Origin of the sequence: Moorena producens PAL-8-15-08-1 (assembly GCF_001767235.1) — a bacterium.
GTDB classification, from domain to species: domain Bacteria; phylum Cyanobacteriota; class Cyanobacteriia; order Cyanobacteriales; family Coleofasciculaceae; genus Moorena; species Moorena producens_A.
Window position 1 is genome coordinate 5,975,594 of sequence record NZ_CP017599.1, and the last position, 16,003, is coordinate 5,991,596.

Annotated in this window: 12 protein-coding genes; 7 read left to right on the top strand and 5 right to left on the bottom strand. The window is 43.4% G+C overall.

Features of this window, described 5'->3' with window-relative positions:
- Positions 1–83 precede the first annotated feature (83 nt).
- Positions 84–719: a hypothetical protein gene (locus BJP34_RS21880; RefSeq protein WP_070394169.1), complete on the top strand. Its 636-nt coding sequence runs from the start codon at positions 84–86 to the stop codon at positions 717–719.
- A 240-nt stretch (positions 720–959) separates the two neighbouring features.
- Here BJP34_RS21880 and BJP34_RS44050 read toward each other — a convergent pair whose 3' ends face one another.
- Positions 960–1,109: a hypothetical protein gene (locus tag BJP34_RS44050; RefSeq protein ID WP_158517378.1), complete on the bottom strand. Its 150-nt coding sequence runs from the start codon at positions 1,107–1,109 to the stop codon at positions 960–962.
- A 139-nt stretch (positions 1,110–1,248) separates the two neighbouring features.
- On the opposite strand from BJP34_RS44050, the gene BJP34_RS37395 reads away from it, so the two are divergent.
- The 4 genes from BJP34_RS37395 (at position 1,249) to BJP34_RS21895 (ending at position 5,519) form a co-directional block, all read left to right on the top strand.
- Positions 1,249–1,824 carry an IS607 family transposase gene (locus tag BJP34_RS37395; protein WP_083305294.1) on the top strand — a complete coding sequence of 192 codons (576 nt, stop codon included), beginning with the start codon at positions 1,249–1,251 and terminating at the stop codon, positions 1,822–1,824.
- Positions 1,745–2,926 (top strand): RNA-guided endonuclease InsQ/TnpB family protein, encoded by a 1,182-nt coding sequence (locus tag BJP34_RS21885; protein ID WP_083305295.1) that lies wholly within the window; start codon positions 1,745–1,747, stop codon positions 2,924–2,926. The genes BJP34_RS37395 and BJP34_RS21885 overlap by 80 nt, the downstream gene beginning before the upstream one ends.
- Positions 2,927–3,368: 442 nt before the next feature.
- Positions 3,369–3,938, top strand: coding sequence for a hypothetical protein (locus BJP34_RS21890; protein ID WP_070394171.1), 570 nt, complete (start codon positions 3,369–3,371; stop codon positions 3,936–3,938).
- 777 nt (positions 3,939–4,715) lie between these two features.
- The gene (locus BJP34_RS21895; protein WP_070394172.1) at positions 4,716–5,519 is read left to right on the top strand and encodes a hypothetical protein; all 804 of its coding nucleotides are present in this window, start codon (positions 4,716–4,718) and stop codon (positions 5,517–5,519) included.
- Positions 5,520–5,718: 199 nt separating this feature from the next.
- Here the strand turns inward: BJP34_RS21895 and pruA are convergent, their stop codons facing one another.
- The 3 genes from pruA to BJP34_RS21905 all read right to left on the bottom strand — a co-directional run bounded on the left by pruA (position 5,719) and on the right by BJP34_RS21905 (position 9,845).
- A complete protein-coding gene (pruA, locus tag BJP34_RS37400; RefSeq protein ID WP_083305296.1) occupies positions 5,719–8,931 on the bottom strand; it encodes an L-glutamate gamma-semialdehyde dehydrogenase in 3,213 nt (1,070 codons plus the stop codon).
- Positions 8,932–9,065: 134 nt separating this feature from the next.
- The gene (locus BJP34_RS40555) at positions 9,066–9,278 is read right to left on the bottom strand and encodes a hypothetical protein (protein ID WP_149031109.1); all 213 of its coding nucleotides are present in this window, start codon (positions 9,276–9,278) and stop codon (positions 9,066–9,068) included.
- A 90-nt stretch (positions 9,279–9,368) separates the two neighbouring features.
- Complete coding sequence (locus tag BJP34_RS21905; RefSeq protein ID WP_070394173.1) at positions 9,369–9,845, bottom strand: hypothetical protein; 477 nt, start codon at positions 9,843–9,845, stop codon at positions 9,369–9,371.
- A gap of 1,215 nt (positions 9,846–11,060) precedes the next feature.
- On the opposite strand from BJP34_RS21905, the gene BJP34_RS46080 reads away from it, so the two are divergent.
- Together BJP34_RS46080 and BJP34_RS21915 are read left to right on the top strand one after the other, a co-directional pair.
- Complete coding sequence (locus tag BJP34_RS46080; RefSeq protein ID WP_070394174.1) at positions 11,061–11,243, top strand: hypothetical protein; 183 nt, start codon at positions 11,061–11,063, stop codon at positions 11,241–11,243.
- A gap of 37 nt (positions 11,244–11,280) precedes the next feature.
- Positions 11,281–15,624, top strand: a complete 4,344-nt coding sequence (locus tag BJP34_RS21915) for an NB-ARC domain-containing protein (protein ID WP_229423964.1) — start codon at positions 11,281–11,283, stop codon at positions 15,622–15,624.
- A gap of 110 nt (positions 15,625–15,734) precedes the next feature.
- Here BJP34_RS21915 and BJP34_RS21920 read toward each other — a convergent pair whose 3' ends face one another.
- Positions 15,735–15,902 carry a hypothetical protein gene (locus BJP34_RS21920; protein WP_202972006.1) on the bottom strand — a complete coding sequence of 56 codons (168 nt, stop codon included), beginning with the start codon at positions 15,900–15,902 and terminating at the stop codon, positions 15,735–15,737.
- Positions 15,903–16,003: the final 101 nt, after the last annotated feature.

Consider the following 16,003-nt stretch of genomic DNA (forward strand, 5'->3'; position numbering starts at 1 on the left):
ATAAAATTTATTTAGATGTACCTCACCCTTACTATGAAACCCTATAGCTCAGGTTTAATCAACGAAAGCACTTTAAAACTATTATGTTGATCATTGATAAAGAAGCAGCTACTCAACAAGTTGACTGGCTGGATAACTCTACAATTATTTTCCAAAATCAACTATTCACTAGAGGTTTTGATATTTTTCCAAATGCTTATAAAAAAGCATTCAAGTTTTGTTTGTGTAAAATATCTGAGAAATCTCAGCCTCTGTATTTGCTTTTAGAACATCCACATTTTTTGACAATTTGGATTGAGCAACAAAAAGGAATTTTATCCAAGAAAAATTTGAGTTATCCAATAAATATTGTTCAACCTAAATCCACTGATTCGTTATCACTCCAAGCAGCTAGATATAAAGCGGAAACTCCTAGACATCTTGATGGTGAAGAATCCAGAAATCATAACCAGTTTTCTACGGCAGTTTTACCTGATTCACTCCCGGAAGATATTTCAGCTTCCAAAGCTTCAGTAGTTACTGAAAACGTCGGATACTGGTACAATTCAACAGAATCTGATTCCCCGGAAAATTCAAAATTAGCTACTGGTCATCTCAATCAAGACCAAGAGATTCCGGAATCTGAATTTCAAGTGCATCCTAGGTGTCAGCAAATTACTGAGCAATCTCTTAAACGGCTGTCTAAAAATAAATATCGAGGAATTTCTTACCAGGACTAAGATGTCTTGATCAAGCTACGGCAATCGGAGTTATAGCGCTACGCGCAAGGGCAAGAGGAATCCCCCCTAACCCCCCTTAGTAAGGGGGGCGGGCAAGAGGCAAAAGTTTACTACACAAGGTTTTGCTGCTTGTATCAATGTCCTAACTTTAATGCGTAGTGCTATATCTCCCAATTCTGAGGCATTGGATCAAAAAGGCTCTAAAAAAACCTATTGAGGGGTTCCTTACTAAGTTTGATTTTAGACAATTAGATGGTTGAGGGACTTTCGTCCTGGGCTGCGCGGGAGTAGGGAGTAGGGAGTAGGAAGCTTCGGAGCCACCCTTAACCCTTCCCAACAGGCACCGGCTTTAGCCAAGAGGGACAAGAGATCCTCAGTTTTATTGTGCATTAAAGACCATACAGGTTTACATCTTAAATACAACCCTATATCATGATCGGCAATAAATAGAATAAAGTTTTTCCGGTATTTTCCGAAAAAACTTGGTAAAGTCTGGTAGGCTTAAATAAGCGACTAAAATACTACCAAGATCAGGTATAAACCCCCAAGAAAAGCCTGCGAGTTACTGGCAGTCTCAGAAAAGACTCTCAGGAATTGGGAAAAAGCCGGAAAAATCAAGAGTATCAGAACTCCCAGTAACCAGCGAAGATATGACGTTGACTCAGTTCTCGGACGAGTCAAAGATAAGCCAACAATCATTTACGCTCGAGTGTCAACCAGAAGGCAAAAAGAAGACCTTGAAAGACAAGCGGCATTCCTCCAAGGGAAATTCCCGGAGGCGGAAGTCATCAAAGATATCGGTACAGGACTCAACTACCGCAGAAAAGGTCTTAAAGCCTTATTGGGACGAGTTTTGTCAAGAGACGTCAGCGAAATTGTGGTCGCTCACAAAGACCGGATGGCAAGATTTGGATTCGAGCTTATCGAATGGATTTGTGAACAGAACGGTTGCAGAATCGTGGTTCTCGACCAGTCAAATCTATCTGATGAACGAGAGATGGTGGAAGACATCCTTGCCATCGTCCATGTCTTCAGTTGTAGACTCTATGGACTCAGGAAATACAAGTCAGTTATCAAAGAAGATCCGAGTCTACCCGGAAACTGAATTAAAGCTAAAATGGAGAACTTGGATTAATGCCGCGAGATGGTGTTACAATAAGGCGATAGCAACTCTTAAAACCACAAAAATAGGGAAATACGACCTTAGAAAGAAAATAATGTCAGACGTCCCTGAATGGGTTAGTAAAACACCTTACAGCCCAAGAGAATCTGCAATATTTCAAGCATTTGGAGCTCATAAAGCAGCCAAGAAGGTAGACGGAGAAGCTAAGTTTAGGAAGTTTTCAGATCCAGTTCAATCGATCAGGTTCAATAAGGTTAACTTCAGGAAAGGAACTTTTTACCCAAAAGAGACGAAAGGTAGGGTTTTTCACAGTAGCGAATCAATGCCAGAAAAGATCCTTCATGACCCTACTCTGGTTATTGATCGAGGACGTTGGTTTATTACTTTTGCCATAGACGAAAAACCTGCTAAACCTTCTCTGCCAGATAGAAGTATTGCTTTAGATCCTGGAGTAAGGACATTTTTGACTGGATTTGACGGCCAGAGGTTTTTAGATATAGGTTCAGGAGACATTGGACGAGTTTACCGCCTTTGTTGCCACTTAGATAATCTAATATCTCGTGCCTCTCTAGCTAAGGGGTCTAAAAATAAAAGAAAAAGATTCAAGATCAGGAAGGCCGCTCAGCCCATGAGAGTAAAAATTCGCAATCTTATAGACGAAGCTCACAAAAAGGTTGCCTGTTTCCTCACTTCTGAGTATCAAGTTATTTACCTTCCCAAATTTGAGACATCTCAAATGGTGAGTAAAACCAAGAGGAAAATAAGAAGCAATACCGTTAGAAAAATGATGTCTTGGGCACATTATCGATTCAAGATGACATTGAAGCATCAGGCAGCCAAAAGAGGCTGTTTTGTAGTAGACGTCACTGAAGAATACACATCCAAGACTTGTACTAAATGTGGCCACATTCACAGCAAGTTAGGCAGTTCTAAACGATTTAAATGCCCAAATTGTGGCCACACCATTGACCGTGATCATAATGGCGCTTTTGGGATTTACCTGAAAGCTTTGAGAGATACCTCCTCGTCGATAATCGATGTGCTATACACGGTTTCCGGGTCTTGCCAGGAATTACCGGGTTAAATGTATCCGGATAGCGAATTACCAAGACATAAATCTAGGGATTCCTGGAAGCGATGCAGCGCGGTCTGCCGTGGTTTCCCCCACTCGCTATTGCATCAAGACAGGGGAGACAAGAAAGGTTGGGTTAATTGTCAAACTAGCTACATTTTATGGTTTACAATTAAATTTATTTATGTTATAATATTAAAATTTACTTAATCCACTCTAACTACTTTGTGTTGACCCACATAGGCGTGAAACCGTTAATTTACTGGGCAAGACTCCAGCTTGATGCCCAAAATCCCAGTATTAATGACATAAATTTTTAGTATATTGGGTCAAGGATGTAGCCAAATCTGTGACGCAATTGACTACATTTTTCCGTTGACACTTCGAGAGCAAAATTGCCACAATCTCACCAACTATTTCCAAAGATAGATCAAGTCGGGAGTAAACTACCCAAATGTTAATAATTGATCAAGAAAAGAGTAATCCAGAGATTCAGTGGTTGGATGAATGTACAATTATTTTCCAAAATAAACAATTCACTCGAGGTTTAGATATTGCCCCAAATGCTTACCAAAAAGCGTTCAATTTTTGTTTTTCTAAACTATCTGAACAATCTCAGCCTCTGTGTTTGATTTTGAAAAATCCCCATTATTTGACGGTTTGGATGGAGCAACAAGGGGTGAGTTTAACCGATGAAGCAGAAGCTTCACCAATCAATAGCCCCCAACCGGAAGCGAGATTTCCTGACACTCTTGATGGTGAACCAACCACAAATCATAACCAACTGCCTGTATCAGGTTTAGCTGATTCACTGTCAAAATCTGAAACATGTTCAGAAACTCCAATCATCACTCAAAACCCCCGATACTGGTACAATCCGACAAAATCTGAGTCTCTGGCAACTCCAAAAGTACCTACTGGTAATCTCAATCAGGAGCAAGAGATTCCGGAATCTGAATTCCACGTGCATCCTAGGTGTCAGCAAATTACGGAGCAATCTCTTAAACGGCTGTCTAACAAGTAATATCGAGGGATTTCTTACCAAGAGCAAGATGTCTTGAGCCAGCTACCGAAATCACAGTTATCTCCCAATTCTCAGGCATTGGATCAAAAACGGTCTAAAAAACCTATCGAGGGGTTCCTTTCCGTGAGAGACTTACGCCCTGGGTTGCGCGGGAGTAGGGAGTAGGGAAGTCAGAAGTGGGAAGTCAGAAGTGGGAAGTCGGAAGTGGTAAAAAATCCTGTTTACCTGATTAACTAATTATTTGAATGGAGTATATCATGATCAGATACTTAATTACCAATAGAGAAATGTAGGGATTTCTGGAAGCGATGCAGCAAGGGCACAGGGGAGGCAGCGCCGACCTGCGGGGGTTTCCCCCACTCGCGCTTTGCTCAAGACAGGTGCGTCGCAGTGTTCCGCACACAGACCCAAAACCACTCGCGCTTTGCATGGCTGACAGGGGACACAATCAAGCTTGGGTTAATTGTCAAACTAGCTACATTTTATGATTGACAATTAACTTTTTTTGTGTTAATATTATTAACGTTATTTACTCCATCCTAAATAATTTGTCTTTACCCACATAGGCGTGAAACCGTTAATTGACTGGGCAAGACTCCAGCTCGATGCCCAAAATCCCCGGATTAATCAAATAAATTATCAATAGATTGGGTCAAGGATGTAGCCAAATCTACGACGCAATTGACTACATTCTTCCGTTGACACTTCCAGAGCAAAATTGCCACAATCTCACCAGCTATTTCCAAAAATAGATCAAGTAGGGGGTAAACTACCCAAATGTTAATAATTGATCCAGAAAAGATTAATCAAGCGATGCAGCGCGGTCTTGGGGGTTCCCCCCATGAGCGACTGCATCAAGAAGAGATTCAGTGGCTGGATGAATCTACAATTATTTTCCAAAATAAAATATTCACTAGAGGTTTTGATCTTTCCCCAAATGTTTATAAAAAATCCTTAAAGTTTTGTAGTTGCCAAATCTCTGAGGAATTTCGGCCTCTGTATTTAGTTTTAGAATATCCCCATTATCTGACAATTTGGATTGAGCAAAAAGAAAGAAGTTTAGCCAACAAAGTTTTTAGTTCACAAATAAATAGTGCTAAACCTAAATTCACTGATGTTTTATCACTAAGAACAGCTATATCTGAACCGGAAACTCCTAGACATCTTGATAGTGAAGAATCCACAAATCATAACCAGTTTCCTAGGCCAGTTTTGCCTGATTCACTCCCGGAAGCTGAAACATCTTCCGAAGCTTCGATAGTAACTCAAAACCTCGGATACTGGTACAATTCGACAGAATCTGATTCCCCCGAAAATCCAAAAGTACCTACTGGTAATCTCGATCAGGAGAAAGTGGTTTCTGAGACAGCAGTCAGTGACCAGAACAATAAACCAAAAGCTGAGGGCGACCTGAATCCTAGTGGTCAGCAAATTACTAAGCAATCTTGTAAACGGGTGTTTAAAAAACAATATCGAGGGATTGTCTATGAAGTGGAAGCTATCTTAATCCAGTTACCGACCGATGCTCAAGGGTTTGTTATACAACGGTCTAAAAAGAAATATCGAGGAATTTCCTACTAAGTTCATAAGTAAGCGGTCAGCGGTCAGCGGTCAGCGGTCAGCTTGAAATAAACCTCAAAAGCGAGAATTTAATATTGATAGATTAATGAGAATTGAAAGTCACCAGAAAAGTCTATCAGCTTTGTGGCACAGGCTTCGACGCTGGGACCTAACCAAAAGCTGATAGCTGAATGCTGATAGCTTAATGCTTACCTAGAAACTATTCCATTCCTTCAATGGGTGCAAAACCTTGTCGTTGGATATTTTCAGTAATAGTGCGGGGTTCGAGGAATTGTACTAGATAATCGGGACCTCCTGCTCTTGACCCTACTCCAGACATCTTGAACCCACCAAACGGTTGCCGTGATACAATCGCACCGGTAATATTGCGGTTGATATATAGATTACCGACCTCAAGCTCCGCTGAGGCTTGTTCTATATGGGATGGAGTACGAGAATATAAGCCTCCGGTGAGGGCATAGTTGGTACTGTTGGCTATATCAAGGGCTTCTTGGAAATTCTTTGCGGCCATTACCGCTACTACTGGACCAAAGATTTCTTCTTGGGCAATGGTGGCGTTGGGAGAAATATCGTTAAAGATCACTGGACCAATAAAGTATCCGGTGTCAGGTGCTGGCATTTCTAATGCTACCTTAGCTTCCTGACGTCCTTTTTCAACGTACTCCCGAATGCGATCGCGTGAAGTAGCATCTATGACTGGACCGACCTGGGTACTGGGTGCTTCTGCTGGCCCAATGTTAAGCGATCGCGTTGCTTCGACTAACCGTTTTAGGAAGCTCTCATACACTGGCTCTAACACAATTACTCGGGAGCAAGCGGAACACTTTTGACCACTGTAACCAAATGCTGATTTCACGACTCCAGCTACCGCTTGGTCAAGGTCAGCACTTTCATCTACGATAATGCCATTCTTACCTCCCATCTCCGCAATGACTCGCTTGAGATGTTTTTGACCGGGTTGCACGATGGCGGCATCGGCGTAGATACGACAACCGACTTCTTGGGAACCGGTAAAGGCAATTAGATGGATATCGGGATGCTTGACCATATGGGCACCGACGGTTGAGCCTTTGCCTGGAACGAATTGAAATACTCCTTTGGGTATCCCGGCTTCTACTAAAATTTCAGCTATTTTCGCGGCAATCACTGAGGAATTTGCTGCGGGTTTGAGTAGCGTACAATTTCCTGCCACTAGGGCTGCTACAGTCATGCCTGTAGTAATAGCCATGGGGAAGTTCCAGGGAGAAATTACTAGAGCAATACCTCGGGGTTGATAGACATAGCGATTGGTTTCTCCAGCAATGTCGTAGTTATATCCATCGCTGAGCCGTTCCATCTCTGATGCGTAGTAATAACAGAAGTCAATCGCTTCGGTGACTTCTCCATCGGCTTCTCGTAATGGTTTCCCAACTTCCAGACAGACCCATGCTGATAATTCAGCACGGCGTTGTTCCATCAAGTCTCCTGCTTTACGTAAAATACCAGCACGTTCCCTTGCAGGTGTACGTCGCCAACTGGGAAATACTGCTTTAGCTTTTGCGATCGCTAATTCTGCTTGTTCTACAGAAATTAATCCAATTTTCCCGATCACGACCCTAGGGTTAGAGGGATTAACCGAATCTACTGTGTCTGTTGTAGACTGATAGTCCCCATTGATTAAGGGTAAATAGGTCTTACCCAGTTGTTGGCGAACGGTAAGTAAGGCTTGTTTAGCTTTTTCTCTGGCGTCTAGCTGAGCATAGTCTGTATTTGCAGCATTGGTGAATGGGTTAGTAGGTTGTTCGCGTAGCGTGGCCTTTTGGCCAAGGTTAGCAGGTTGTTCGCGTAGCGTGGCCTTTTGGCCAAGGTTTGTTGGTTGTTCGCGTAGCGTGGCCTTTTGGCCAAGGTTTGTTGGTTGTTCGCGTAGCGTGGCCTTTTGGCCAAGGTTAGCAGGTTGTGAACTTTCAACTTTCAACTTGCCAACCTGCAACGGTTCGTTGTTCAACTTTCCAACATTCAACGTGCCAACATTCAACGTGCCAACATTCAACTGTTCCTGCAACTGTTGTGGTGGTGCAATCAATTCCTCTACGGGTCTATCTTCTAAGCTTTGTCGTAGGAAGGAACTATTTGCGGTATTTTCCAATAGCCGCCGAATCAGGTAAGCCATTCCTGGCAGGAGCTCTCCATAGGGTGCATAAACCCTGACCCGATGACCGTGATTGACTAAGGCTTTGGCGAGTTGGTCTCCCATGCCGTAGAGGACTTGCATCTCAAAGCAGCGACGGGGGATATTGAGATTTTCAGCAATTGCGATCGCATAAGCTTGGGAGCGCACGTTATGAGAACCGATAGCGCTATAGACATACTCGTGGTTTTCTAGCAGCAGCTTGGTGATACGCTCAAAATTGGCATCCGTAGCGGCTTTCTGGTTATATACTGGTTGGGGCCAATGGTTTTGCAGTGATGTTATGGTCTCTTGGTCCCAATAGGCTCCTTTGACCAAGCGTATCGTTACTGGATTACCCCGCTGTTTTGCCCAGGCAATCAAGTCTTGACAATCTTGTTCCGAGTCTCGCAGATAGGCTTGCATGGTAACACCGATATCGGTGCGAGAGCGAAACTCTTCTTCCATCAGCAAGTCTTTGAGTATGGAGAAAGTAATGTCTTTGTACTCATACTGCTCCATATCAAAATGAACCGCCGCTCCCAATTCTTTGGCACGGCGGAGCAATTTGCGGATGCGATCGCACACCCGATTTTGACTACCCTGAGGATCAAGAGAATCAAATTGAGAGTAGAATGCTGTCAGTTTAACCGATACTTGGACTAATGGCAAGGATTTACCATCAGCAACGTCAATTTCCTCTACTTTAGACCACTGTTTGGCTGCCTCAGTGAGTTGTTCGATCAGTTGTAGATAGCGGTCTAGATAAGACTGAGCTTCTACTTCTGTAATTACGGCTTCCCCCAATAAGTCTAGGGTAAATGCCATCTTCTGGTTTCGCAGGCGTTTAATGGTTTTAAGAGCCTGGTTGAGATTTTCCCCAGCAATATACTTTTGGGCTAGGGTGGCTACAGCAGCAGATATGCTTTTGGCTGCCAGTTGTCCTGGTATGGAGTCAGGATTGGTGAAATTGAGCATTCCCTTCAGGGCAGCAGGCAGTTCTACTGACTCATCCCCTAGGTATTCTTGAAAGTGACGAGCAACTTCGGTTTGGCTACGCAGTGCCGGTAGGGTATCGATGAAGCGAAATAGCTGCACCCGTAGTCCCGGATTACTCATTGCCCAGGCTAGTAACTTATCATCCCACCGCATTTGGTCTCGCATTTGGGCAAGAAAGGAACCTTTCTCCCGAGTTGCGGCTAGAAGTTCTCTGGCAATTTCCTGAGTTTTAGCTTCGTAAGTGCTTTTGGGGATTTCTATAACCACCGGTAGTAGACTCCTGTTCTAGACTATGGCAGTTTTTGATAAAACAACCATTATATTCTATTTTCTCTAGTTAAAGCAATATCTGACCTGAGCCTTTAGAGGGATTTGAGGGCTTGGTGGGATTTTATATAGCGCTACGGGCAAGGCAAAAGGCAAAAGGCAAAAGGCAAAAGGCAAGAGGCAAAAGGCAAGAGGCAAGAGGCAAGAGGCAAGAGGCAAGAGGCAAGAGGCAAGCGTAAGCACTCAGGTATCAGGTAATGCGCTACGCGCACGCTACGCGAACAGCTATCAGCTAAGTACCTGGACATAAATAAACGAAACTGTGTTAACTTTTGTAAAGCTACCAAAAGTCGCTCTGTTCCCTGTTCCCTGTTCCCTGTTCCCTATCTCGACAGTTAAACCTATTTTGTCCGACTACTTATCAGCTATCAGCTATCTCACTTTTCCACAGTTACTATGGATAAAACGTGATAGCCATCACCTTGGGGCATACATTGCCCATCTACATCTAGGGGACAAGCAGTTTCTTTAGCAGAAGGACGGGTGCCGTCACGATACACTGCTGTGATCTCAACCTCTTGATTATGAAAGGATTGTAATTGCTGATCGGAAACGTTTTTAGACGCACGCAGTAGTAACCGACGGGGATTTTGGGGATTAGTAATTAGAAAAAACTGATCTCCCCGATAGGCTCTAACTGACCTGACGGGAGGAAGAGCTTCATAAATTAATTTTCCCTGGATTTGTTGTGGTTTTGATTCCTTTAAGTTATCAGATGTCATTTCAGATGTAATTGGGGAGTTAGGGGAAACAGAAGAATTATTGCTATCTCCATCAGCAGTACAACTCGCCATACACAGGGTACTGACTAAGGTTCCAATCCAGAAAACTTGTCTTAACCCTTGAGTAAACATTAGTGGAAAAAACGATAGTGGTGATGTAAGCGGTCAGCGGTCAGCGGTCAGTGGTCAGTGGTCAGTGGTCAGTACTCAGCAGTCAGCAGTCAGTGGTCAGCTTATTTTATTCAAAAGTAGCTCAAGTACGGTGGCACAGGCTTCCAGCCTGTGAGCTAACCCATAAGCTCATAGATGATGGATGATGGCACCTCAAGTAGCACCATCTGTAGCGCATTAGCTGATAGCTTACTATTCCCAAGGGAGATAGAGTAACTTGCTGAAAAGTCAGGCTTGATGATTATGATTTGTTTGTCATTATGGAACTAACTCCTATTTAGGTGGGAGGAAAACCGCGCTGGTCGCTGGTTAATGATTACAACCAGCGCGGTTATTAGTTTCAGTCGTCACCTTCTATACTATAGATAAATTCTCGAAAAAATGCAAGGGCTAATTAAAACTATTTACATTTATTTCCAAATAAAAAAAATAGAAATTTTTAAACTCATTTTTTTTTAAATCTAGTTTTTTTTGAGATAAAAATTTTAAATTAATTGTAATCATTTTTGTTCCCTGTTCCCAGATCCGCTGTTCCCTGTTCCCTTTTACTACTCCCTACTCCCTACTCCATTTTTAGAACAGAAGAGGGATATTGATGTAGGGTCGGCAGTGCCAAAGATAAATTAAGAGTAGCTGGCGATAGCATTAGTAGGCACTGCCCACCGGGCGAATCAATCACAAAGCGAGAATATTAATGTAGGGTGGGCAGTGCAAAAGATAGATAACAGCAGCTGGCGATAGCATTAGTAGGCACTGCCCACCGGGCGAATCAATCACAAAGCGAGAATATTGATGTGGGGTGGGCAGTGCCAAAGATAAATAACAGCAGCTGGCGATAGCATTAGTAGGAATTGCCCACCCTACTAACTTTAAAATAGCGAATCAATCACAAAGCGAGAATATTGATGTAGGGTGGGCAGTGCAAAAGATAAATAACAGTAGCTGGCGATAGCATTAGTAGGCACTGCCCACCCTACTAACTTTAAAATAGCGAATCAATCACAAAGCGAGAATATTGATGTGGGGTGGGCAGTGCAAAAGATAAATAACAGTAGCTGGCGATAGCATTAGTAGACACTGCCCACCCTACTAACTAACTCCCTAAAACCCAGACATTTTTACCTGACCGAATTGAAAACCTCTGTATACTGAAATTGTGAGTCATCTCCTTCAACAATGGAATTATTCGCTGCTGCCGTTTTCGCTATTGCTACTGTGCTCGCCACTAAAGCCTTAGAAAAAACTGGGAAAAATGTCGGGCAAGTTGTCTGGGACAATACTAGCCAGTTTGTGGAATCCCTGAGAAACCAGTATCCAGATACAGTAACTGCGTTCGCTAGCCAACGCCCTTCGGGCTAATCGCAAAAGCTCCAGACAATCTCTTGATTATGCCGAAGTGGTATTAGAAGTAGAAGCAGCAGCGAAACAAAATCCGGAAGTTGTCCAAAGTATCGAGCATTTAGTGACTACTAGTGAAAATTACAACATTGATAATATGAATAACCAAACTCGATTCAATCAAGCTCCTCCACTACCTCCTTATTATGTCAAACGCCCGGAAGTAAGCGAACAACTAAAACAAATCCTTTTATCTGAAGAAACAGCAAAAGCTGGTACTTTAGTTGTTAGTGCTATCTATGGCTTAGGAGGCATTGGTAAATCTACCATTACTGCGGCGTTAGCCCATGACGAGGAGGTTCAATCTCATTTTCCTGATGGGATTTTTTGGGCAACCTTAGGTCAGCAACCTGATATCTTATCCTTTCTAAGTAGCTGGATACAGCAATTAGGAGATTATGATTTCAAACCGATTAACACTGAGGCCGCTTCTTTACAACTAAAAACATTATTATCCGATAAAAAAGCCTTACTAGTAGTGGATGATGTTTGGCATCCTGACCATGTTGAACCCTTTCGAGTGGGAGGGGATGGCTGTGGAGTTTTAGTAACTACCAGAGAAGCCCAGCTTAAAGATGCTATTCCCTATGATTTAGATGTGATGACTCCAAAGCAATCCTTGGAGTTATTAACCTCTTGTTTAAGCAATGAGTTAACTAATCAAGAACTCGATTATGCTGAAAATTTAGCCAAAACCGTCGGCTACTTACCCCTAGCATTAGAATTAGCTGCTGCTCAAGTTAGGGATGGTATGTCTTGGCAGGAGTTACTGGGTGAGTTAGAAGATTTAATTGTTGGTGTAGAAGCTTTAGATCGATTGAAAGCGGAGGAAGAGCCAAGTGACGCTAAGCGTAAAAACTACAGTCTAGTGGCTTCCTTTAATCTCAGTTTAAAGGGATTATCCGACGACGAGAGGTTGAAAAACTTTGCTTGGTTAGGGATACTGCCCGAGGATGTTTCCATTACTGAAACCATGGCGACAACCTTATGGGATTGTAATTTAGTTGAAGCCAAAGATACCTTAAGATACTTACGACAAAAAGCCTTATTACTACCAGGGTTATCTACTACACCAGAAACTAACTATCGCCTCCATGACTTGTTACATGATTTAGCCCGTAGTCTGGTACAATCAGAGCTAGGATTATCAATACCCTCAGCTCATCAACAATTATTAGAACGTTATCAAACTAAAACCGATAAGGGATTATGGCATACCTTACCCGATGATGGTTATATCTATAACTACTTAACTTGGCATCTAGAGAAAGCTAAAAAAATTAATGACATTCATCAACTCCTGAAAGAAGAAACGCCAGCAGGAGATAACGGTTGGTATTGGCAGTGTGATAGACAGGGAAAAACTGCCAATTTTATCAAGGATGTATCGAGAGCTTGGGCAATAGCAGCAGATAATTTTACAGAAAATCCCACAGAATCCATTAGTCTACAGTGTCGGTATGCTCTGATTACCACATCCATCAACAGCTTGGCTAGAAATATTGCTCCAAAGTTAATGGCAGCATTACTGGAGAATAATATCTGGACCCCAGCTCAGGCACTAGCTTATGTGCGACAGAATAAAGATTCTAGTAGTCAAGTAAGGGGTTTGGAGGCAATTAGTGAGTATCTTCCCCCTTCTTTATTATCGGAAGCTTTAGACGTTGCTAGAGCCATTCGCAATAGATACCATCAAGCTAATGCCTTAATAGCTTTAGCCCCCCATTTTCCAGAAGTGTTACCAGAAGCCTTAGATTGCGTCAGGAGGATTGGGGATGAATACTACCGAGCTTTAGCCTTTAGAGCCTTAGTCCCCCACTTACCTCATGTGTTGTTACCCCAAGCCTTAGATTCCGCCAAAGCCTTTGAGAATGGAAACCAGCGAGCAATAGCCTTAAGAGCCTTAGCCCCCCACTTACCTCATGTGTTGTTACCCCAAGCCTTAGATTCCGCCAAAGCCTTTGAGAATGGAAACCAGCGAGCAATAGCCTTAATCGCCTTAGCCCCCCACTTCCCGGAAGTATTACCAGAAGCCCTAGATTTCGCCAAAGCCATTCTGAATGGAAACCAGCGAACAAGAGATTTAACAGCCTTAGCAGGCCACTTCCCGGAAGTGTTACCCGAAGCCTTAGATTCCGCCAGAGCCATTCGGGATGAACCAGACCGAGTCGATGCCTTAGGAGCCTTAGCTGTTCACTTTCCGGAAGTGTTACCAGAAGCCTTAGATGGTGCCAGAACCCTTGGGAATGAACAAGACCAAGCCGATAGCTTCGGCTATGCCTACAACCTCTATCTCTTTCAATTAAAATTGAACCACAATATAGACGTACCGGAGCGACACAAGCGAAGAGCAAAAGTCTTAAAGAACTTAGCCCCCTACTTACCGGAAGTATTCTTAGCCCAAGCCTTAGAGGTTGCCAAGGGGGTTCGGGATGAATACTGGCGAGCCGATGCCTTAATTGCCTTAACTGCCCACTTCCCGGAAGTGTTACCAGAAGCCTTAAATGCTGCCAAAGCCATTCAGGATCAAGAATACCGAGCCGAGGCCTTAAAAGAGTTAGCCTCCCATTTACCGGAAGTGTTGTTACACCAAGCCTTAGATTACGCCAGAGGCCTTGGGAATGAACAAGACCGAGCTGAGGCTTTAATCCTATTTGTCTTTAACTTACCGGAAGTGTTCTTAGACCAAGAAGTCTTACGTTACGTCCCACGGATTGGGCATGAATACTTGCAACGCTATGCTTTAATCGGCTTAGTCCCCCACTTCCCGGAATTGTTACCAGAAACCTTAGATTACTTCAGAGCCCTTGAGTCTGAATCCGAGCGAGCCGAGGCCTTAATCGCCTTAGCCCCCCACTTCCCCCAAGGGTTATTACCAGAAGCCTTAGATTGCGCCAGAACCATTCGGGATGAAAACCAGCGAGCAAGAGCCTTAATCGCCTTAGCCTTCCAGGTACCGGAATTGTTACCAGAAGCCTTAGATGGGGCCAAAGCCATTCGGGATCAAAACCAGCGAGCTGATGTCTTAATCGGCTTAGCCCCTTACTTACCGGAACTTTTACCCCAAGCCTTAGACCTTGCCAGAGGGATTCGAGATGAATACAAGCGAGCTAATGCCTTAATCACTTTAGCTCCCCACTTCCCGGAAGTTTTTGAATCCCTCCGAACCGAAGCCTTAGACGTTACCAGAGCCATTCGGGATCAATTCCAACGACCCCATGCCTTTATCGCCTTAGCCCCCCACTTACCGGAACTGTTACCAGAAGCCTTAGATTTGACCAGAGCCATGGCAAATCAATACAAGCGAGCCGAGGCCTTAATCGCCTTAGTGCCCTACTTACCCGAAACGTTGTTACAACAAGCCTTAGATTGCACCAAAACTTTTTGGGATAAATCCCTCCGAGCCAATGCTTTAATCGGCTTAGCTCCCCACTTACCCGATGTGTTGTTACAGCAAGTTTTAGATTACACCAGAACCTTTGATTATCAATCCCTCCGAGTCGATTTCTTAATCGGCTTAGCTCCTCACTTACCCGATGTGTTGTTACAGCAAGTCTTAGATGACGCTAGAGGGATTTCGGATGAATCCTACCGAGCCAATACCTTAATCGCCTTAGCCCCCCACTTACCTGATGTGTTGTTACAGCAAGCCTTAGATGACGCTAGAGGGATTTCGGATGAATACTTCCGAGCTAATGCCTTAGGAGCCTTAGCCCCCCACTTACCGGAACTATTACCAGAAGCCTTAGATTCCGCCAGAGCCATTCGGAATCAATACCACCGAGCCTATGCCTTAATCGGTTTAGCTCCCCACTTACCGGAACTGTTACCAGAAGCCTTAGATAGCATCAGAGCCATTCCCAATCCATCCTCCCGAGCCTATGCCTTAATCCGCTTAGCCCCCCATTTTCCAGAAGTGTTACCAGAAGTCTTAGATTGTGTCAGAGCCGAGTATGACTACGAACGAGTTGATCTCTTAATTGACTTAGCCCCCCACTTACCGCCAGTGTTCTTAGGCCAAGCCTTCGATTGCGCCAAAGCCATTCAGCATCGATCCTGGCGAGCCAATGCCTTGGGGGGCTTAGAACCCTACTTACCGGAAGTGTTGTTACCAGAAGCCTTAAATGCCGTCGGATTAGATAATTTGCTGAAGAAATTAAATCCTTCGTTGGTTGATTTTTCTGATTGGCAACAACTTCTTAATTGTTTAGCTCGTCTAACCCGTCCCCAATTTGTTTACCATCTTCCTCAATTAGCTCCTTTAATCATCGAGCTTGGAGGTATTGAAGCCCTAAGAGAAACGGTGGCAGCGGTTGAAGATGTTAGGCGATGGTGGAGGTAGGGAATTTAGAATTTAGAATGAAGAATGAAGAATGAAGAATGAAGAATGAAGAATGAAGAATGAAGAATTTAGCATCGTGAATTAGGCTTCGATGCTGGGACTTAACACTATCAATTCAGATACTTACTCACAAATTCTGCTGGAGTTAAGCACTCAAACTCTGCTGTTTTTTGGGCTAATACTTTAATTAACTTATGATTAGCAGATATAAAACATTGAGATTGACCAAGTTTCGCTGTCAGATAAACCCCAACATCTTCACGAGGTATTATCCCCAAAGCTTCAATTTTAGCTAATTCAGATCTAATTTTACAGTATTTCTCAATGGGCTGAGGTACTTGGTTTTAGGCAACAGCGAATAAAAGAACAGCAGATCTGG

Coding starts and splice junctions, on each gene's coding strand:
- BJP34_RS21880 (WP_070394169.1), top strand. CDS start 84: ATGTTGATCATTGATAAAGAAGCAGCTACTCAACAAGTTGACTGGCTG.
- BJP34_RS44050 (WP_158517378.1), bottom strand. CDS start 1,109: ATGCACAATAAAACTGAGGATCTCTTGTCCCTCTTGGCTAAAGCCGGT.
- BJP34_RS21885 (WP_083305295.1), top strand. CDS start 1,745: ATGTCTTCAGTTGTAGACTCTATGGACTCAGGAAATACAAGTCAGTTA.
- BJP34_RS21890 (WP_070394171.1), top strand. CDS start 3,369: ATGTTAATAATTGATCAAGAAAAGAGTAATCCAGAGATTCAGTGGTTG.
- BJP34_RS21895 (WP_070394172.1), top strand. CDS start 4,716: ATGTTAATAATTGATCCAGAAAAGATTAATCAAGCGATGCAGCGCGGT.
- BJP34_RS21905 (WP_070394173.1), bottom strand. CDS start 9,845: ATGTTTACTCAAGGGTTAAGACAAGTTTTCTGGATTGGAACCTTAGTC.
- BJP34_RS46080 (WP_070394174.1), top strand. CDS start 11,061: ATGGAATTATTCGCTGCTGCCGTTTTCGCTATTGCTACTGTGCTCGCC.